The 20,946-nt window shown below is 46.3% G+C and carries 16 protein-coding genes and 1 rRNA gene; 4 read left to right on the top strand and 13 right to left on the bottom strand.

What is annotated here, in order from left to right; genetic code table 11:
• Window positions 1–27 precede the first annotated feature (27 nt).
• The 3 genes from QTP81_RS02055 to QTP81_RS02045 all read right to left on the bottom strand — a co-directional run bounded on the left by QTP81_RS02055 (window position 28) and on the right by QTP81_RS02045 (window position 4,739).
• A complete protein-coding gene (locus tag QTP81_RS02055; RefSeq protein WP_289363402.1) occupies window positions 28–906 on the bottom strand; it encodes an ROK family protein in 879 nt (292 codons plus the stop codon).
• Window positions 903–2,129, bottom strand: a complete 1,227-nt coding sequence (locus QTP81_RS02050) for an MFS transporter (protein ID WP_289363910.1) — start codon at window positions 2,127–2,129, stop codon at window positions 903–905. Before QTP81_RS02050 ends, QTP81_RS02055 begins: the two co-directional genes overlap by 4 nt.
• A gap of 111 nt (window positions 2,130–2,240) precedes the next feature.
• On the bottom strand, window positions 2,241–4,739 hold the full coding sequence (locus tag QTP81_RS02045) for a TonB-dependent receptor (protein ID WP_289363401.1): 2,499 nt from the start codon (window positions 4,737–4,739) through the stop codon (window positions 2,241–2,243).
• A gap of 425 nt (window positions 4,740–5,164) precedes the next feature.
• On the opposite strand from QTP81_RS02045, the gene QTP81_RS02040 reads away from it, so the two are divergent.
• Window positions 5,165–6,916 (top strand): sensor domain-containing diguanylate cyclase, encoded by a 1,752-nt coding sequence (locus QTP81_RS02040; protein ID WP_289363400.1) that lies wholly within the window; start codon window positions 5,165–5,167, stop codon window positions 6,914–6,916.
• Between the two features lie 13 nt (window positions 6,917–6,929).
• Here QTP81_RS02040 and QTP81_RS02035 read toward each other — a convergent pair whose 3' ends face one another.
• Window positions 6,930–8,291: a serine hydrolase domain-containing protein gene (locus QTP81_RS02035; protein WP_289363399.1), complete on the bottom strand. Its 1,362-nt coding sequence runs from the start codon at window positions 8,289–8,291 to the stop codon at window positions 6,930–6,932.
• Window positions 8,292–8,376: 85 nt separating this feature from the next.
• Window positions 8,377–12,780 (bottom strand): WD40 repeat domain-containing protein, encoded by a 4,404-nt coding sequence (locus QTP81_RS02030; RefSeq protein WP_289363398.1) that lies wholly within the window; start codon window positions 12,778–12,780, stop codon window positions 8,377–8,379.
• Window positions 12,781–12,935: 155 nt separating this feature from the next.
• Here QTP81_RS02030 and QTP81_RS02025 point away from each other — a divergent pair, with 155 nt between their 5' ends.
• Both QTP81_RS02025 and QTP81_RS02020 read left to right on the top strand, forming a co-directional pair.
• Complete coding sequence (locus QTP81_RS02025; protein WP_289363397.1) at window positions 12,936–13,523, top strand: OsmC family protein; 588 nt, start codon at window positions 12,936–12,938, stop codon at window positions 13,521–13,523.
• Between the two features lie 8 nt (window positions 13,524–13,531).
• Entirely contained in the window at window positions 13,532–14,767 is a 1,236-nt protein-coding gene (locus QTP81_RS02020; RefSeq protein WP_289363396.1) for an amino acid permease, read from the top strand.
• Window positions 14,768–14,770: 3 nt separating this feature from the next.
• Here the strand turns inward: QTP81_RS02020 and QTP81_RS02015 are convergent, their stop codons facing one another.
• The 6 genes from QTP81_RS02015 to QTP81_RS01990 all read right to left on the bottom strand — a co-directional run bounded on the left by QTP81_RS02015 (window position 14,771) and on the right by QTP81_RS01990 (window position 18,929).
• Complete coding sequence (locus QTP81_RS02015; protein WP_289363395.1) at window positions 14,771–15,274, bottom strand: toll/interleukin-1 receptor domain-containing protein; 504 nt, start codon at window positions 15,272–15,274, stop codon at window positions 14,771–14,773.
• A gap of 68 nt (window positions 15,275–15,342) precedes the next feature.
• Window positions 15,343–15,693 (bottom strand): hypothetical protein, encoded by a 351-nt coding sequence (locus tag QTP81_RS02010; protein WP_289363394.1) that lies wholly within the window; start codon window positions 15,691–15,693, stop codon window positions 15,343–15,345.
• Window positions 15,694–15,736: 43 nt separating this feature from the next.
• Window positions 15,737–16,069, bottom strand: coding sequence for a hypothetical protein (locus QTP81_RS02005; protein ID WP_289363392.1), 333 nt, complete (start codon window positions 16,067–16,069; stop codon window positions 15,737–15,739).
• 220 nt (window positions 16,070–16,289) lie between these two features.
• Window positions 16,290–16,640, bottom strand: a complete 351-nt coding sequence (locus QTP81_RS02000) for a hypothetical protein (protein WP_289363391.1) — start codon at window positions 16,638–16,640, stop codon at window positions 16,290–16,292.
• 112 nt (window positions 16,641–16,752) lie between these two features.
• Complete coding sequence (locus tag QTP81_RS01995; RefSeq protein WP_289363389.1) at window positions 16,753–17,778, bottom strand: patatin-like phospholipase family protein; 1,026 nt, start codon at window positions 17,776–17,778, stop codon at window positions 16,753–16,755.
• Window positions 17,779–17,846: 68 nt separating this feature from the next.
• The gene (locus QTP81_RS01990; RefSeq protein ID WP_289363387.1) at window positions 17,847–18,929 is read right to left on the bottom strand and encodes an MBL fold metallo-hydrolase; all 1,083 of its coding nucleotides are present in this window, start codon (window positions 18,927–18,929) and stop codon (window positions 17,847–17,849) included.
• A gap of 215 nt (window positions 18,930–19,144) precedes the next feature.
• Here QTP81_RS01990 and QTP81_RS01985 point away from each other — a divergent pair, with 215 nt between their 5' ends.
• A complete protein-coding gene (locus tag QTP81_RS01985; protein ID WP_289363386.1) occupies window positions 19,145–20,125 on the top strand; it encodes a catalase family peroxidase in 981 nt (326 codons plus the stop codon).
• A gap of 28 nt (window positions 20,126–20,153) precedes the next feature.
• Here QTP81_RS01985 and QTP81_RS01980 read toward each other — a convergent pair whose 3' ends face one another.
• Window positions 20,154–20,606, bottom strand: a complete 453-nt coding sequence (locus tag QTP81_RS01980; RefSeq protein WP_289363385.1) for an ACT domain-containing protein — start codon at window positions 20,604–20,606, stop codon at window positions 20,154–20,156.
• 231 nt (window positions 20,607–20,837) lie between these two features.
• Window positions 20,838–20,946: ribosomal RNA gene (gene rrf / locus QTP81_RS01975) — 5S ribosomal RNA — on the bottom strand; the annotation flags it as partial.

Raw genomic sequence — 20,946 nt, 5'->3', positions numbered from 1 at the left:
AAAAAATTTAAGTTACTCACCGAGCGATCAATCGCTCTGTTTAGCGAGTAAGAATGCGCCGAGTAGTCCGCTGTTTTGCCCCAATTGTGGGGCCACTATGATGTCTTCAAAGGACTTGTTACTCGGTAGTACTAAATAATCATTAAGACTAATGCGCGTTTGAGCGATGACATTTGCTAACAACCCTGGCTTTGCCATCACCCCGCCTCCGATAACAATGATATTGGGCGAAAAGCTCAGCATTAAGTTGTGGCAAAGCTGGGCCAGAACTAACGCTTCAAGCTCCCAGGCAATATGATCATCAGGTAAAGTCTCGGCAGGTTGTCCCCAAATTTTTCCCATCGCAGTACCCGAGGCAAAACCTTCTACACAGTTGGCGTGAAAAGGGCATTGCCCTTTCAGTTGTTGATGGCCGGGCACTAGTATATGGCCAATTTCAGGATGCACAGTACCGTGGATTGGCACACCATTGATAACTACGCCCCCTCCGACACCAGTCCCAACAGTAATGTAAATAACGACTTGTTGATCTTGTCCAGCTCCCAAGGTGGCTTCGGCAAGCGCCGCGCCGTTAACATCAGTATCGATAACCACAGGTACATTTAACGCCGATGCCAATCTCGGCAGTAAAGGTGTATCAGACCAATGGGGCTTAGGTGTACTAGTGATCCAGCCGTATCGCGGAGAATCTGGATTGAGATCTAATGGTCCAAAACTTGCGACACCCACTCCCCTCAGTTCGCCGCCCCGACGCTGCTGGCTAAACCATTGGACAACGCTCTCAAGCGTCTCATCGGGAATCGTGGTTGCAATGCGCGTTTGCTCAACAATTGCGCCCGAGGGATCGCAAATGGCACAGTTAAACTTTGTGCCACCCGCTTCAATAGCGCCATAATACTCGGTCATGCTGGCTCTCCGGGGACGTTGTATTCGGACTGTTCAACCTGTGCCAAACGGGCTTCTGTTGGTCGTCTTAGGTAGTTGTATACCAGACCTAAGAACAACAATGCAGCGAACCCAGTGGCAACGATAAAGCCATACTTGGCATCGCCACCGTACATATCACTGACAATACCCATGACCAGCGGCCCGACAGCAGCCCCAGCCGCAGTAAAGCATAAAATTACGCCAGCCACAGCGCCGTGCTGATACTTGGGAAAACAGCTAATGCCTTTGGAGTTGAACGTTGGATAAATCACCGACATAAAGATGCCACTTAGCGGGAATAAATACAGGGCTACCGATTTACCGCCCCACAAACCGCCAATAAAACAGACCAAAATGCAAAAGCTGAACAATACGAGCACCGTACTCCACTCAAATCGCTGCATCATCCAGATTCCGACAAAACGACCTAGCGCACGCAGTGAGAAGAAAATCGACACCGCATACATGGCGAGCACTTTATTGGTGTCATTGCTATAACAAGCAAAAACGTCTTCAAGTGTGCCTGCATTGCAAATTAAATAGCTCGGCATCCATACATAAATCGCACTTTCAGCTGCTACGTACAAGAACGCACCGATTGAAAACCCCATCGCGTAAGGATCTTTGAGAAGTTTCAAGCTTTCGTGCAAGCTGGCCGACCCACGCGCTTTAGGCTTTTGATACTCGGGGTACTTCACTAACAGTGCCATGACGATCAAAATCGTACACAGACCACCAGCAATTACGTATAACCACATCCAATGCACACCAGAGCGAATTAGATAGGCAACCAGTAGCGGCCCAATAATGGCACCAACTCCGAAGAATGCCTCGGCACCATTCATGGTCCCGGTGTGCTGCTTAGTCGAAGTTGATATATCACCAATGAGCGCAAGCGCTGCGGTTTTAAAGATACCGACAGCTAAACCAGACAGTGTGATCAAGCCCAAAATAAACTCAAAGGTTTCGCCGACTAAAAATAAATAGCAAGAAGCGGCAAATAGGCCAAGCCCCAAAATTAGCGACGGTTTACGCCCAAAACGATCGGCTAGAAAGCCTAGGAACAAGCCTGAAAATGCGATGCCCACCATGAATAATGAGTGCATCAGACTGGCCTGGGTATTGTTTACGCCAAATTCGATTCTGACTTCTTTGATGATCTCGCCAACCGAATCTGATGTCATCGCAAACATCATAAACATCAGATAGGTCAACCAGCGGATCAGCGCCAGATTTTGCGTATTAGTTGCAGTTGTCATAAAAAACTAAACCTGAAGAATGTAGGCAGAGGTTCCCCTCTGCCCATGCCGAGATTAGAACGAGTACTTCACTGAGATTGAGCTAGTGCGTCCGTTCAAAGGTCTGGCGCGGATAATATCGCCCGCCATCGCATTGCCTTCTTCAGATTCGGTAATAACAAACTCATCAGTCGCATTATTGATATTCAGACTGACTGAGAAGTCATCAGAAATGTAATAGGTGGCAAATAGATTAACTAACATGTAGGCATCCTGCTTCAACTCGTTACTATCTTGCACGTAGTAATCAGTTGAGCCTTGTAACGCCGCACCTACTGTGAAGTTGTCGGTATCAAATTGCGGTACGATGGTGTAGATCAAGTCAGCTTGGCGACGTGGTGTATTACCTACCAAGGCTGGGTTGAAGCGGTCTTCACTAATCTCTGCATCGGTCCAAGTTGCGTTACCTGTAACAGAGAAACCGCTGCCAATGTCATACCGCCCTTCCAGCTCAATACCAGTTGCTTCATACTCGCGAATAAAGGTTAATCCGCTGGTTAATTCCGCTTGGGTATCTTGAGTAACAGTATTGAAGAATGTCGCATTGAACTGTAAATCCGGCGTACCGTACTTTAAGCCCAATTCAAATTGGTCAGTTTCATCAAAACCTGATGTTGTACTGGTTAAACTGCCATCGCCATTTAATGTTCCCGCGATTTGTAATAAGCGATCAGCAATTGCACGGCCACCTTCACTGTAACGGGCAAAGAATGTCATATCATCGCTGTAGAGATACGAGCCACCCAAGGAGAAAGAGGTGTTACTCGCATCGTAGTTGATGATTTGGCTGCCAGCGCCTGCGCGATTGAGATTGATCACACCGCCGCCGAAGCCGAAGCCATTTGATGCCGACGCATCTTCAGAGTTGCCGTCAATAACGCCATTGCCATTTAAGTCAAAGTCAGTATTTCCACCACAACAAGCGCTGATGAGCTCGCCATTAGCATCTACGCTATCGCGGCGCGCACTGATATCGAATAACCAATCATCCCCCACTTCAAAGCCAAAGTTAATATATGGCGCTGTAGTGGTGTAGTTTAGATCCCACTCCCACGACAAGAAACTCGGTGCCCATAAGCCGTTGTTAACTAATGCATTACCGTCAGCATCAGTGATGTGTAAGTATTGAGAATCGGTACCGTCTACGGTTTGAATGAAGGTATTCCAGCTGTTCCAGCTAGTCGCAATATCTTGCTTTGAGTAATAGTAACCAACCGTAAGTGACATGCCATTGTCGAACTCTTTGCGCACGTTTAAGTCATTAATCATGTTGCCCAAATCGTTAATTGACGTATCGAATAACAGATTTAGGAAGGCTAGGCCTGTGTACTCGCTGCCGGCATTGGGACCATTGGCCAAAGTGACTGAGGTGCTGGCGCAGTTAAATGGGTTGCCATCGCCGTCGAGTGCTGAATCACAAATCGCACCAGCCATTTGTTGTGCGCTCTGTGGACCGTAAGCGCCAAAGGTATCGGTAAATGGCGAGATAAAGCCGCCCGATACATCGGAAATTCTAAATTTGTTGAGTAGTACGGTATCCGGCGCAACTTCAAGATCTACCTCAAAACCGAACGAAGTGACTTGTGACTCAATCCCATCCGTCAAGTCGCGGTTGCGCGGATTCCCAAATGAGTCAAACGTAGAGATATTGGTGGTATAGGCAGAGTGTAATGTCTCGCTGCTGGCATCAAAGTTTGGCACCGGACCATAGTCACCATTGCTGTTAACTAAAACAGGTGCAGGCAAGTAAGTTGTCACGCGATCGTCTAAATGTTTGAAATAGAAACGCACATGACCGTTGTCGAGCAACTGCGTCATATTGAATTTAACTTGGCCACCTTGGTCGCCGTTGAATCCAGTATCACGTGTACCTTCACCACCGCGAGCGAAACCACCGATGTGGAAATACAAATCATCGTTAATTTCACCGCCATAGGAGAAGTCTAAGCGGAATTCATCGTAATCCAATCCAAAAGACGTACCGATTGCCCCACCACCGTATTCACCGGTGTTACTGATCAAGTTGATAACACCGCCTGGTGAGTTACTGGCAAAGGTTGAAGCTGAGCCACCGCGCACCGCCTCAACCGTGCCGACAGACCAGTCATAACGCAGAAAGTTATCCGCATTACCAAAGTTGATATCACCGTACTCCAATACGGGTAAACCATCTTCGTGAATCTGCATAAACTTCGAACCACCAGTCGCAAGTGGAATACCGCGAATAGTGATATTGGCGTTACCACCACCACCGGATGATTCTGCGCGAATACCCGGTAACGATCTAAAGACTTCAGCAGTGGAGCGCGGCGCGAGCTTTTCAATCGCAATGTTATCGAGCGAGCTTACCGATACACTCGCCTCTTGAGCTGTCGCACCTGAAGGTGATGCAGTTACAACAATTTGTTCATATACCGGTTTTTCAACAGCAGCTTCCTCTTGTGCAACCGCAGCAGTGCCAAGACCACAGGCAACGGCAATTGCGAGGGTTTTCATCTTATAAGTGTCCAACATAGTTTTCTCCACGCTTGAGTCTTATCCATACGTTTCAACCGAATACACGAAACGTTAGGACTATAGTTAGTATTTGTTCTAAAATCTTCTTAATCGTTTAAGTAAACGTTAACAACGGTTGCGCAAAATGTAAACAGCATGTTGCAATAAAATTTACGGACTCTATTTATGTGGTTGATAATTAGAGGGTTTTACCTCTAGCCGCTGTGTAGAATTTTATGAGTGATGACTGCCAAAGCCAAATATCGGAGATGTCTCATAACTACTCTATTGAGATGTAAGTAGAAATTTTAGCGTGAGTTTAATTAAATCTCAGTTACAATTAAGCATAGCGCTAGGGCAGCATTTGTTGCGAGAGTTAGCGTGTTTTCTGCAGGTAGCAAAAAGCACAATACAGTGGATGGTTGCGTGCGTGAGAATTTTATATGCATATAAGTCCGTCCACACTGCGGTGGTGGTTATTAATAACACTTTCTTGTTTACACAGCCTTGTGCACGCCGAGCCGATCCTTAATGTTTCTCAAAATCCAGCAGTAACCGCGGGCGAGTATACACGTTACTTTCAAGAATCAGGTCGCCGGCTTGAGGTGTCTGAAGCCATAGAGCAGTTTGCGGCTAAAAGCCATCCAACCGGCATAAGCGAATCAATTTCAATTGGTATAAGCGTTGCGCCAGTGTGGCTTAAAACCGAGCTGCAAAACGATGCGACGGAAGCCACGGTGTTTCGCTTTAGCACTGAAACACCGTGGCTCGACGTTATCGACGCCTGGCTGATTCACAACGGCAAAGTCATCCATGTTGAAAGTGGTGGTGATGCCACTCCTTATGAACAACGCCCAATGCAATACCGCTACTTCGCATTTGAAACGGAGCTACCACCTGGTGCTACTCAGTTATATATGCGCGTCGAAACAGTCGGTCCAATGGCTATTCCGCTGCGGATTGCCGAATCTGGGCTAGCAGTGCAGAGAGACATTTCTAGCGGTTATCAATACGGATTGCTGTATGGAATTATGCTGGCGTTGGCGATGTACAACTTGATTATCTATATCAGCATCCGCAAACGCGAATACGCTTTGTACGCCGTTTACCTCGTCGGCTTTGTGATTAATAGCTTGTCTTATACCGGTCAACTACATACTTGGTTTACTCCAGATTGGGGCCCCTACTTTCAAGATTGGCTTAACATCTTCTTGATGATCACCTACTCGATTGCAGGGTTACACTTTGCCCGAGTGTTGCTTAATACCAAGAGTCACGCCCCTTGGTTAGACAAAGTTACGGTAGGGGTCACTGTTTTTATTCCCGCAGGTATGGTCATTGGTGCGCTACTTAACAACCTGACATTGTCCCTCGTACTAGCGTTTTTACTGAATACCAGCTTTGCAGTGCTATTTATTGCGCTGGGCCATACCGCATTGCGCAACGGTGTTGCTGCGGCGAAGTTGTTTTTAGTGTGCTCACTCACTGCTGCGGTTTGTATCTGTATATCGACTGCGGCGGTTGCTGGCTTACTACCTTACAACGACATGACATTTAAGCTTATCGAAGTGGGTATGTCATTTGAGGCTATCTGTTTAGCCTTTTTGCTGGCACAACGTTTCCGCACTGCCGAAGTTGAAAAACAATTGGCATTGCGCAGTGCCCGTATTGATTCATTGACTGGCCTAAACAATCGCCGTGGTTTTGAACATGCTGCAACACCCGTTTGGTACCAGCAACTGCGCAGTGGCCGTGATATATCCGTGGTAATACTCGATATCGACTTATTCAAACAAATTAACGACCAATACGGTCATGTTCAAGGCGACGAAGTCTTAAAGAGCATTGCAGCGTTGCTGCAACATGGTGCGCGACGCAGTGATGTTATGGCGCGTTGGGGCGGTGAAGAATTCTTACTTCTGTTACCCGACACTAATGAGCAACAAGCGATCAAACATGCTGAAAATTTGCGCGCCTTAGTAGCTCAAGCGCGCATAGATATTGATGAAGATAAAATAGAATTTACCGCTAGTTTCGGCGTATGCGGTACTATCGACGGGCAATTTTTTGGTCATCCACTGGATGCCGACGATTTAGACCGTATGATCGATGCGGCTGATAAGGCACTATACACGGTTAAAAACTCTGGCCGTAATAAGGTGATGCCTGCGACTCAAGTGCTCGCCAGTGCATAGTGCGTAAACCAATCTAATTTAGCGCCATTAAGTACTGCGCCACAGCCTCATAGGCCGGTAGCGAGGTTGGATCGATGACAGAGTTTGCTGCACTCGGATGTGACGCCAGCCTAACAATCACCATATCTGCTGTAGGAGCAATGTAAATGGTTTGCCCATGTACTCCTCTTGCGGCAAAAGCGCCATTCGCATTGTGAAAGTGCCACCACATACTTTGATAGCTGCCGCCCGGCATCGTGCTGAACCCAGCTTTGTCGAATGCAGATTTATCGCCACCAGCCATGATGCTGTTGATGGCATCAGAGGGTATTACCTCAACGCCGTTACTGTATCCTCGGTTCAGTACCACGAATCCCAAACGCGCTAAGTCCTGTAAGGTTGCACTAAGCCCACCACCAGCAAATGGTGTTCCAAGCCCATCAACGGTGATATCAGCACTGTATTTTGCCCCAATCTTTTCCCATACCAGTTCACTGGCTAAATGATTGTATGACTTGCCAGAAGTGCGCGCCAAGATCCAACCGAGCACGTCACTATTTACCGTCTTATAGCCAAAGACTTGACCATGCTCACCTTGTTGCTGCACTGTTTGTAAGTACTCAAAATATCCCACTGGACCAGCGTAATCATCTGGCTTAGGCAAAGGGTTCGCAGCATACGCATATTGCCAAATATCCGCATTAGGGTCGGCATAGTTTTCACTGTACTGTATGGCCGTTGTCATATTCATGACTTGCCGCACAGTCGCTGAACCAAATGCGGATTCAGTCAGTTCGGGAATGATCGCACTAACCTTCGCGTTCTCATCTAGCAGATCCTGAGCAATCAAAATTTCTGCCAATAAACCCGTTAATGATTTAGTCATAGACATGGCAGCATGACGAGTATCTGGTGTTAGACATCCGCGATAGCGTTCATAGACTATCCTACCTCGATGTAAAATAAGGATGCCATCGGTGTAATTATGCGCTAAAGATTCTCGCCAAGTCATCGATGATTCAGCGTCGATAGGTGTAAAGGCAATATCGTCAATAGCATCGTCCAAATCTACCGGAAGCAGATTATAGGCATCTGGGTGGCGCTCAATATTGGCCGTTGGCAACAGTTCCCGCATATGACACACCGACCAACGCAAGTTAGGGAAGCTGAAGAAAACAGAGTCAGGCAATGTAATTCGTTTATCCACAGGCGGTGGAAATCCCTGCATAAGTTCAAGTTTTCGCGGATCCGATTCGGCATCAGACAGTGATTGCTGCGCAGTAGGAGACGCCAATGAAATGCTACACAGGCAAACACAGGTACTGGCCATTAAAACACGCCGTAAAAAGCCGCTTAGAAAAGCGTATGTTGAGAACACGCGGTTTATATCTTTCATCAATTACGTCCTTGAATGTCAATTAAATTGTTATGGAGTCATTCAGCCCCAAAGCCCACTCTCTTATCATACGCTGCCTGTAGTTTTAGTCGACGTTTGGCTCACATCTTCGCGCTGCACGTTCTTGTGCAGTCAGCGGCAGTAGGAAGAAATCTTCGCGTTCTGCGGCAGATAAACACCTTCGATTGATCGGTAACTGCCCAACTGCTTGAGAAACAGAAAATACATCAGAGAATGTATGAACAGTTGCAACCCCACTGGGTGCGATAGTGATCACCTTTTCGCCATCCGAAGCAATGGCTTCCATTTGTGGTGCACCTGAGTATGTGATAACACCGACTCTTTCTCCACTATCAGTCTCCCAAAGAGCTGCCGTTCCATCATTGGAATAAGTTACGATGTGCTCTCCATCTTGAGTAAAGCGCGTCCAATTGACATCATCCGCATGGCGCAACACATGGCGCTCTTCGCCGGTGAAACGGTCGATCACGCTGGCGGTATTATCCCATGACCCGGTCAGTAGTAAGCTTCCATCTGGGCTGAAATTCACGTCCCAAATGGTATCGCGATGCGAGTACTCAAAACGCTTTTGTCCGGTATTAAGATCCCAAACGATCAGTTTATGGTCAGCGCCAACACTAGCAAGCTCATCATCTCGCGGACTAAAAGCGAGATTCCAAATCTCCCGTTCATGACTAAACTGGTGCACTTTTTCTTGGCTAGGTAGCGACCAAAGCTCAATCACCCCATCTTCGTTACCTATGGCGAGCAAGTTACCCGCCGAGTTAAGCGCGATATAGTGCACAGGGATATCCGAAGCTACGCTAATTAAAGTCTCATTAGTGGCAATATCTGTAACTTCAGCCACATTGTTCTCAATTAATGCATAAAGTCTGTTACCGTCAGCGCTAAAATGAGACTCCCAAACACCGCCCGCATATTCAACTTGAGCTAATAGCTCACCCGTTTCAGTCGACCAAATGCGTACTAAACCATCCAATGATGAAGACGCTACGCGTTTTTCATCAGCACTGAAACTGAGCATGTAAACCGAGTCGGAATGCTGCATAACAAATTTCGATTGGCCTGTGGCGATGTCCCAAAGAACACCTGTCTTATCATCCGATGCGGTGCCTAAATACCGATTTAGAGGGGATATAACAGCCCCCATGAGCGCGTCTTGATGAGTCATAAAGTTAATAGGAGCTGGAATTATTTGCCACAAAATTGCAGTGCCATCACCTGAGGCGGAAACCAAACGCTGATCATTATCAGCAAAATGAACACGAAAAATGTCTTTGTTGTGCCAACCGCGTTGTAACAATTCCCCGGTTGCAACGTCCCATAAAGACACCGAGTTTCCGCGAGATCCAGTTACCAGTTGAGTCCCATCGCGGTTAAATGCCGCACTATTTAGCTGGCGTGTATGGCCAAGGGTCGTTAGTAGTTTGCCTGAAGACAGGTCCCATAGAAATCCAGTGCCTTGCAGATCACTGGTAAAGAGAATTTGCGAGTTGGGTGAAAACGTTATCGTTTCAAGACCAAATTCGTGACTAAAACTGTGCAGCTGTTGACCTTGCGCAATCGTCCAAATAGTTACCTGGCCATCGGCTGTACCTATTGCCAGCTTGGCCGCTTGCGCATCAATAGCGACCAGGTGTACATCGCCGTTCACATTGATAAGCCTATTACCACCACTAGCCTCGAGCGCAGAAATTATGACTCCCCCATCATCCTGCAGTGCCGCAAATTTGCCATCAGTCTGAGATGAAGCATGAGCGGAAATGTTTAACATGGAGCGTTGAATAGCCATAGTACCATCAGCGTCAATCGCGATAACACTGAGCTCCCCCGCACTGGTTTGAACCAACATACGGTTTGCCTGATCGGTAAAGCTGAGGTCGTCAACAAAGTTCTCAAATATCAATTCACTCAACATCAGGCCATTGCGCATGGACCACAAACGCACGCCGTGATCATACCCTACGGTGACTACCCATTCCTGATTTGGACTGACTACTACGCGCTCGAGTAACACACCATGATCCCAGGTGTATTTTATTGTGCTTTGCTCGATATCCCACACATAAGCAATACCATCATCGCCAACCGAGATAACGTACTTACCGTCATTGACGATAGCTACGTCATTCACCCATCCCTCATGAGTGAAAGTTGCCAGCACACGGTTATTTGACGTGGCTAAACTCAACCACACGTCGGCCAGATCCTGGTGTGGGCGATCGCCACCGTACAGGCCAGGTAATGCATTAAGCGCAAGTAACATAGCAGTATCCGTGCGACCGCGTTCATATTGATCGCGGGCCTGTTCGGCCAAATACAAGCTCTGATTCTGTAGCGCTTGAGCATAATTTTGTTGCGCCTTTTGCTGCTGTTGCCAAGAGTACAACGTCAATACACAAAGGCTTATAAATACCGCAATGACTGCGGCTATGCGCCGGCGCTTACTGAAATTGCATTTATCGATACTGTGTTGTAAATAATCAATGGTTGTTGGTAGAAAGTCATCACGTCGCAGGTCCATCCAAGTTTCGGCTTCATCAAGCATTTTGCCGCGATTCAATAATCGTGCAGTCGGTTGACCTTCTCGTTGCCAAATGCTTACATCTTCTTCAATTTGGGCCTTAAATGCTTGGAAACTGCGATCTTCACCAATCCATTTTTGGATCCGGTGCCACTTGGAAATTAGTGCTTCATGAGCAAAGCGATAATAACTTTCGGTGTGCACAATCAATCGTGCATCAACAAAAGCTTCAATCAAGGCTTGCTGCTCAGGCCGAGTGATTGCCGCCGGCGGCACAACTCTCGCGGTTACGCTGCCATCGGCAGTAACATCACATACGCGAATAAATGCATTGAAAAAGTACGGTAATTCAGTATCGAGATTATAACCCTGCGCTTGAAACTGTTGGACAATGCTTTCTGCTCGCTTCGAGATGGCGCCAGCAAGCCCACCGAGTTTGTTGTAGTAAGCATTAAATGATAATAGGTTTGGCGCATTCTCAGTATTTTTGGCCAGCTCAAATAACTCATTTAGACAAAATGCCACTAACGGCAAGCTGCCCAATTGCGCCTGACTGTCTTCAAAAATCACATCAGCCAATGATCGTCCATCTTTATCGACTTCAAATGAAACGCCTGCCGCCGCAGCAGGCTCAGCAATGATCTGGCGGATCTCAGTGGCACTGGGAGGGGCTAGTTTATAGTCGCCCTCGCCCTGCATTAAATCAAACAGTGGCGTATTTTGGCCTTGCCCGACCATATCACTGCGAATAGAACCCAACACCCACACAAATCCGGTATTCACAAGTGCCGCTATACCTTGCCAGAACTCGACTAACTGTTCTTTGCCCACGCCAGCCAGCGTAAAGATCTCTTCACTTTGATCAATGATTAACTGAAAGCGACAGGCGACGTTCTGATGTAAAGTCTGTTGCTGCGCAAGGACATCGGTCGCATGCATGAACGTAGACGCCAAACTCTTTGGTGAGCCTTTGAGTTGCTCAAACAAGGTTTCAGCATCAATATCAAACACAGTTGCTTGGCTTTGGGCTAAAAACAATTCACACAGCGCATACAAGGGGCCTTTGCTGTGCCCAAGTTGTCGCGGTGAAAATCGCGTTACGTCAATATAGGCAACATCAAAACTCACGACTCGCGGCGTTCTGATGAGGGGGAGTAAACCAGCGTTGACTAAAGACGACTTGCCGCTACCGCTCATGCCAGAAATCATAATGAACCCGCTACCGCGTTCGACTAGACGCTTGTAGCGACTCATGACTTCGCCAATGGCTTTAGTGCGACCAAAGAAAACTGAGTGTTGATGCTCTTCATAAGCCGCTAAGCCGGCAAAGGGGGAGCCCTCAAACCAAGTGACATTTTGGGTGTTAGATGCATCGATAACGTGCTTTTCTATCAAGGGTTGCAAATGGGACTCAAGCAAAAGCTCAAAGTCCTCGGCGTTATCGAACGAGAAGTAGGCGCGTCGGAAAGTACTAAATTCGTCTTGGTAATGAAAATAACGCTGAAAGAAATCCTCAACTTTTTGTTTTTGCTCCAACAAACTCTTAGCTTGCGCGAGGTTTTCAATGTCGGTGGATACTTTGGCGGTTTTGCGATAGACCAACAGATCCGGCTTTTGGTGCTCTTCAAACGCAGCTAGTGCTCGTTCAAATTCCCACTCAGTGCCCGTTATGCCAGTTCGCCCATCCATCGACTTGAACTGCTCTGGTAGTGGTGAGCCCAACCGCGACCACAATAAACAAATAGCGATATCGGCAGTACTGGGATCCAGCGCATCTTGGAAATGTCCGCTGGCTAGCAGGGGTTCGCGTTCCCATAAAATGGCTTTGAGGTTAATACTGTTGTTGTACTTTCTAGCCAAACGCTGAATAACTTGCAGCGCTATTTGCCGCTCAATTTCTACATCGTTGGGTGATGAAATAAAAATCCGAACATTCTTCTTCACGTAATCCTTCTCGTGTCGCGCTTTGGTTACTGTTCAAGCCTAGACCATGGAGCGCACTTGTGACAGTTTGCACCTGCGCTTTAGTGGCTCAGAAGGTTTGACTATTTTTTATTCAGTGTTAGCGTGGTAAAAACAACATCAAAAGAAAAATAACAATGAGCAATACTTACCACGTCGGCAAGCAGGGCGATACGATCCCTGAACCAACCCAATTCACAGCCGCTCCGTTCAAGAAATCGAGACCACCAGAGCCACTCAATTTTGAAGTGAACTTAATCGCTGAAGCCGGCACTAAACAGAAAAAAACAGGGACTGTGCAGGTCAACATTCCTGGTTTCAGTCCGGTTGTGCTTTATTGTGACGAACAACCCCCAGTGGGTGATGATACCGCCCCACCACCACTCGCGTTTTTTGCCGCAGGTATTGGATTTTGCTTGATGACTCACCTCACGGATATATTAAACGCGCGGAAGATCCAAGTGGATTCTCTAAAGCTAGAGCAGCGCATCAAATTCCAAACTAACTTAGGCACCATGCGTGAACTGGGCCACACTACTGAAGGTGAATGCCAAATGGTTGAAACCCATGTGTTAATTGAAAGCCCAGAATCGACTGAACGAATCCAAGCCTTGCTCAACGAGGCTGAAGGTGCCTGTATGGCTCATCACGCGCTGCGTAACCCCATACCTTGGTCGACCCGCTTAGTTCACAATGGTGAACAAACAATAAATCGACAAGGGTAGCCCGTAGCTTGTCATCTTCGTCATCGAGCCCCGTTAGTCACGGTATACTTCTAGTTATAGGCGGCGCAATCGGCGCCGGCATGTTTGCCTTACCAATGGTGTCTGCAGGCCCGTGGATATGGTGGTCAGCGCTGGGGATGTTGATAGTTTGCACAATGACATACTTGGCAGCTATGACAGTGGCCAAATCCCATTGGAAATTGATACATGACAGTACAGTTCAGATTGATTACTCAAGTAATTTCAATGCTATTGTAACCGTTACTCTGGGTCCTAGATGGGCACTCATTAACAACTTCAGTATCACTTTTATAATGATGATTCTGATGTATGCCTATATCACTGCCGGCGGTAATATTCTCACTCATACACTCGAGACTTTCAGCGTCAACAATACATCAATACTACGTCCTTGGTTGAGTCTGTTTTTCGCGCTGGTCATTGGCTGTATGGTATGGTTTGGTGTCAGCACAGTAAGTCGTTTACTCTTACTGTTACTGCTGATTATGAGTCTAACCTTTTTTATCGCAACAAGTAGCTTACTGCCCCAGATCAAGACTGTAGATTTAGTCGCTACCAATAGTGAGCCTATTTACCTCTTAGCAGCCCTCCCCGTGTTTGTAACAGCTTTTGCGTGCGGTGGACTGGTACCCAGTTTGGTCCAGCACTATAGAGCTGAGCCCAACAAAGTAAAGCAGAGCTTATTGTGGGGAGCAGTCATTACTCTAGTGATTTACTTGTATTGGTTAGTCGTCACGTTGGGGACAGTTTCACGCGCTGAATTTAATGTTATTGCGAATTCAGGAAGTACACTAACGAATTTAGTTGAGGCATTAACGGCTAATGGCGCTGACGCTGATATAACGTCTCGATTGAGCCTCTTTTCACACCTTGCCATAGTAACGTCTTTTCTCAGTGTTGGCGTTGGTTTGTTACACTTCATTCAGGACAAGTTTTCACTTGGCCACTCATTGCGACAACGTGGGGTTGCCGCTCTCATGTGTTTTGCGCCTCCAGCGTTGGCAAGTTTTTTTCTACCTTACGGCTTTGTCCATGCAATCAGCTATGCTGGATTGTTTGTCGCTTTCAGTTTTTTTGTTTTACCCGGATTCGTTGGCAGAAGAGTATTGTCGTCGGAAGAGAATTTTGAACGCTTTGTTGCTGCACTCTGTATAGGTTTTGGGATGTTGATACTCGCACTTAAAACTGCACTGAACACGAGCTTACTCACACAGTTTGCATAAAATTTACCAACGTTTGCGCATTAACCCAAACCAAGTCCGCTTTTGCTTGGGTTTATCATTTGCATCTGGGTGATTAAGTGTCTGACTGACACTTTGTAATGCGTCCGTAATTCTATCAATATGTTCGCGAAGATTGCCGTGCCATGCATCAATCCAATGGGCGTTTGACGTAAACAGTTGCAATTTCTCTGTCGGAAGGATGTCTTCAATTCGAAATGAGAAAACAGGCTTTCCATAGCTAACCGCTTGTTCGACATCAGCTTCGACCAAGTGTGACTCATTGGCTGCGCCTGACAGGATAATAACTAGGCACGCTGAGTCTTCGATTGCACGAGTGATTTCGTCGCTTTGCTTACTATCAGGTGAAAGATTACGTGCTGCAACCCAACACAGTACGCTCTGAGCTTCTAACGCATTACAAATTTCTAACGCTTTTTTCTCATCGGCCTTGGCATAGCTGATAAAAATATCAAACTCAGGCTTTGACACACTACTTTTGGATTCCATCGGTCAGTGCTTTTTTTGACTATGACGTATTGAACATAGCTGATTTTTTCACCTCCGCAAAGGAATAGTCATTGGTCAGCGTGCGACTTAGTGATTACAAATACCGAGTACCCTGAAAATGCCAGTAACGTAAAACTCCATTCGCCGCCTAGCCAAAGCCAAAAGATTGAAAGCAGAAAACCGCACGTTGCACACACCTGGAACTGCACAACTACGTGTTCTCGAATCTCGTCATGCATGATTAAACGCACGCCGAGCAGTAGAGAGCCAATACTCAATACAAATACTGCCGCTGCTATTAGATTTGTGACGCCTTCGTCTATAGAATCTAAGAAAAGCCATCCACAGGCAAAAATGCCACCAAACAACCCCACCCAACAACTCAGAAATGCATATAACTTAAAATGTAAAGTTGGCATGTTCACACTCCGTTAAGAAGCCGGCATGTGCCGGCTTTAATGACTACTCATCATCAGTAGAGGGTGCTAAAACTTGCTCTTCATTGTTATCCCCAACGAGTGCAGCGGCGACAGAACGCCCAAGTTGTCCACCACCAACGTTACTAATACTTGGCGATTGCCCCAAAGCGCTAACGGGATAGCGCCCACCAACATTATTAGGCGTAGGCCCACTCGCAGTAGCGGTTAAAAAGCTCCCCCCGGGGAACGGCGAAGGTGCAGCGCCATTGACTGCACTCGCAAGTACTTCGCCGCTTCTCCCAAACGCGGACGAAATGAAAGAAATAGGCCCTGCACCACTCACTAGCCCAATTTTCGCAACAGTTAATCTCTCCATCTTCTTCTCCTTAAATAAAATGGACATTTGCGCAATTGTGCGCAAGTTAAGCCTAGCGGAATCACTGACTGAATATAACTGCATTAACGACCAGCTCGCATAACCCAAAAGGGATGTAATCGAATGCAGTAAATTCTAGTGCAACAGTGTCAATACCAATACTGTACTGAAGAATAGTGCGTTAACGAGATTTACAGAGATGGCAATGATTAGCAGTAAATTAGCTATCTGGTTGGCTAGCAAAATTGTTGTTTTGAAAAAACTGATGTAACTCTTCTACGTCGCATTTGTAATGCGGGTGAATGGCGTCAATCGCGTCTTCGATTGTTGCATAAAATCGATGCGTAACTTCACATTGCGTGTACGCTTGTGACAATTGAGCTTCGATCGTCAAATGGATATCTGTATCTTTGATCACTATCGCTAATTCTGATAGCCCAATTTGTTTGCGGATGTTGGTGTGTTTCACAAAGGCGTCAAAGGTAGACGGTGGCATAAGGCTTTCGCCAAATACACAGCTGATTTGAGCCCACGGCTGCGTATAATCAAGTTCAGCAATAAATTGACTCATCTGCCGCGAACCTATTCGCATTGTCTGATCGTTCCATGGCCCGCGACCTGAAAATAGGATTACCTGTCCATTCCTGCCAGATTTATAGTCACCGTGTTCTGGTCTAATAGGGTTACGCAAACTTTATTGGCTCCCCAGTTGTGGGATCAATGCGATCTAATGATGGCCCTTGATACTTATTGCACAGCAGAGCAATTACATCTTCACCATATCGCTCAAACCAAAAATCCCCCAGCGCTTTGAGTTTATCGATGTTTGACTCACTTATGTCATCCATCGCATCATCAGGTGGCAGTGGTAGACCGGGCTGTTTCTCTAAATTAGAGTTTACACGAATATAATTGCCATTGGGCACTAACGTGATCGCTTGGTATCCGACCACCAATTCGTCAGACAAAATATCGATAATAGACCCCTTGGTCATCCACTGTAACGCCCCCCAATGCTGTGACTCAGGACCATTCAGTTTACGTGTACGAAAGCCTGTACCAATGGAAATCACACGCAATTGATCAAACGCTTGATCTTGCCAACAACGACGCGCTTCAGCCACCGCACAAAGTGTCGGGTTATTGGCAATAACACCACCATCGATTAACCAGTGTTCTAAAGAGTGCTCACCAAATTTAAGACTCTTCGTCGGAAAGTAGGTAGGTGCTGCACTAGACGCATCAGCGACATCAGCAGCACGTAAGGAGCGGTGCACGGCTTTGGTTGACTTGAGTACGTACGGACGACGTTTCTCGATGCCATAGGTCACAGCTAATACGTGCTTGTCTTGCCCCACATTATCCAAGGTCGCGTCACCAAAATTTCTATTGAGTATTTTTAACTTACCTGAAGCTTCATACTTTGGCGCGTTTAAACCATCAATCTCAAACAATCCTCGGTTCTCGGCAAAAATAGCTTTAGCATTCTCAAAACTATACAACTCATTGATATCGTTCATAGACAATCGCGTAGTAGCTAATGCTAAAGCAATAATGCTACCGGTACTTGTACCGGCATAAAAATCGACACAATCTCTTACCGTAAGTTTGTGTTGAGCAAATAATGTCGATTCAACGCGCGCCACAAATTGCGTAGTTGCGGCACCACGAATGCCACCGCCGTCCAGAGATAGTATGAGTTTGCTCATAATGAGCCCTGCCTTGTGCAAATCCTTTGTTCACATAAAGCATAGCTAAACTTAGCGGAACTACCAATTCAGGTTTGCAGTGGTTGATCAATCGAATTATCTAGTGAGTACGCATGCGTATCAAAGCGCTGCGCACAGTCAACAGTTTGGTAAATGTATATACCATCTGCGTTAATCGTGCGGCTTAATGCCTCAGCGAAAACTAAGTAATTTAAATGAGATAAGCACTCAGCAACTGCAAAAAACATCGCTTGCGCTGACAATTCACGTTTAAACAATACCGGTAAACACGAGACCAATTTGCGGGGCTCCCGGCAAAACTCCAATAGATGGTTTAAATGGGTATGATGGTGGTCGATAAGCTCTTGAACTCGGAAGTGTAAACCGACGAACGGTAACTTATGCGCTGGTAGCACTAAGGTTTGTTCAGGCAAATCATAAAATTGCGGCAGAGTGCTTAAATAGCGCTGTAAAGAATTAGCTTCTGGCTCAGTGCTGTATACACCAATATTAGGCGAAATAATTGGCAAAACGTGGTCGCCTGAGATCAATACATTAAGTGCGGCACAATACAAACAGACATGCTCAGGTGAATGCCCCCGTCCGATGTAAACTTGCCATTGATGCTCACCGATCTGTAGTTGTTGCCCTTCACTTAAACGACTAAAACTCAGTGGAATGGGTGTTATTACATGTTGAATCTTATTGCGATTATTCAACGCCTGTTCAATATATTCAGCACTCATGCCGCAGCGTTTTAAGAACTCGCGATCTTGCCATTGAGATGCGCCTTGGGAACCGGCGCGGATTGAACGCGCAACAAAGTATTCATCGTGACTGATCAATAAAGGCACTTTGAATTGTTCAGTAAAAAAGCCCGCATTGCCAATGTGGTCAGGATGCATATGCGTGACAATGATTTTAGATAAGCGAATATTGTATCGATCAAACAACGCTTGCCAGTGTTGTTGTGTCGTCTTGCTACCCAAGCCAGTATCGACCATCACGTAACTATCGCCATCGGCAATTAAGTATAAATTGATATGATCAAGATCGAACGGTAGCGGCATACGTACCCAAAACACCCCACTGGCAATCTGCTGCCAATCGCCCGGTTGGGGAATTTTTAACTCAGTGTAAGTAATTGTCATAACACTTATAAGTACGTTGTTTACCTGTGACAAGATTAAACGTGAACATGTATACACTACAATTCATACTCTTTGATGCACTTCCATTGATAGAACTTATTTACCTTTATTGGCGAGAAATATATTGAACGTCATTTAGTCAGAATAGCTTGCCGTCGACCAACTGAACGGCTAATGTCTAGACCACTAAGCACCAGTTGACTGAGAAAATTAACATGAAAAGATTACTGATTGGCGTCGCTGTAAGCGCCTTATCTGCGGTGACATTACCCAGTGTAGCGCAGTCGAATACCACGGCAATGGAAATGGTTGAACTGTTCGAAAAGCTAAGTGGTAAACAACCCGGTATACGCAAAGCCCACGCAAATGGACTATGTGCAACCGCGAACTTTGTACCTAATCCAGCGATGAGTGAGTATTCGAGCGCATCGATATTTACCCAAGAAACAGTCCCGGCAACTATTCGATTTTCAATGGGAAGCGGTAATCCAAGTGCCGATCAACGCGCGTCAGGTGCTCGCGGAATGGCGATACAATTAGCTGGACCTAATGGTGAACTTCACAATATTGTGGGTAACAGCACGCCAATTTTTGCCGCGAAAAACCCCGATGTGTTCTTCGGTTTATTACAAACACTCCTACCGGGTGAGAATGGTCAAGTAGATTACGCCAAGGTCGGTCAGTACATTGCTACACACCCAAGTACCCAGCCGTTAGCGCAATGGCAACAAACCACTAACCCGCCATATTCTTTTGGTACTTCTAAATTTTTCGGTTTGCATACTTTTTATTTTGTCAACGCGCAAGGTACAGAAACAATGTTTCGTTGGCATATTACGCCAGATGCAGGCGAGCGTTTAATTACTAACGAAGAGAAGGCAGCTTTACCTGCTGAGTTCTTAAATAACCATACAACGGAACAATTTAATCAAGACGGCATATCATTCACCGTAACTGCCACTATCGGCCAAGAGGGGGATACGACTAACGATCCATCTCAAGCATGGCCAACGGATCGAGACACAATTGAGATGGGCAAAATTACGTTGACTGAAATTGGTGGCGATGCTTGTACGCCGATCAATTTTGATCCCAATGTTATGGCATCAGGTTTTAAAGCCAGTGATGACCCAGTATTGAGAATGCGTTCGCCCGCTTATGCGATTTCATTTGGCAAACGTTTGTCTGGTCAGTAGCTAGCTATTTGCGCCTTAGTGACTCTCGTCAATAAGGCGCTTCAATAAAGCGAGTCAATTGAGCTTCTGGAACCGCAAAACCTCTACGTTCCAGTATTTGTAAGGCCTCTTCTGTTGAATCAACAATAAACACTTGATACCCGGGTTCTGAAACATTCATTAACCGTGATATTTGTGCTTCAGACATCGCGCTGCGCATCACCGTCACTTGGAGAACACAACCATTCTCTACCATCCATTCGTATAACCGGCTGATCTCGACTTCGATATCTGGCGTGCCTAATTCCCAATCCATACCATAGCCCAAACAGGCCCACTTCACGCCAAACAGCGGAATAACTTTATCCTTAAATTCTTCACAATATGCGATAGCTGCTTCGCCGTTCCAACCACCGCGTCCTTTGATCAGTATGGTATTGCAACTAGGCAATGCTTGGATTGACCATTCTCCATGAATCTTTGGATCACTCGATGCATTCATACTGAATCCCCAAAAGGTGATGTAAAAAGCAATATCACAAGCTGTTATATTGCAGCTAGTATTGTTTATACACTAGAAAAAATCGAAATGATCATTTACTAAGAGGTCGTTGTGCAGACACATGTATGCGCAAGGAATACACGCAGTACACGCTCAGTTGCTAACTGTTGAACTTTCTTCAAGACAATAAAAAAGGGCTATCCAAACGGATAGCCCTTCTTCGAATTGGGAGTCTGGCGATGTGCTACTCTCACATGGGGAAGCCCCACACTACCATCGCCGCTAACGTGTTTCACTTCTGAGTTCGGAATGGAGTCAGGTGGTACCACGTCGCTATTGT

The sequence above is a fragment of the Neoalteromonas arenosi genome, assembly GCF_030362855.1.
GTDB lineage: Bacteria > Pseudomonadota > Gammaproteobacteria > Enterobacterales > Alteromonadaceae > Alteromonas_E > Alteromonas_E arenosi.
This window is presented reverse-complemented; position numbering and strand designations above follow the sequence as displayed.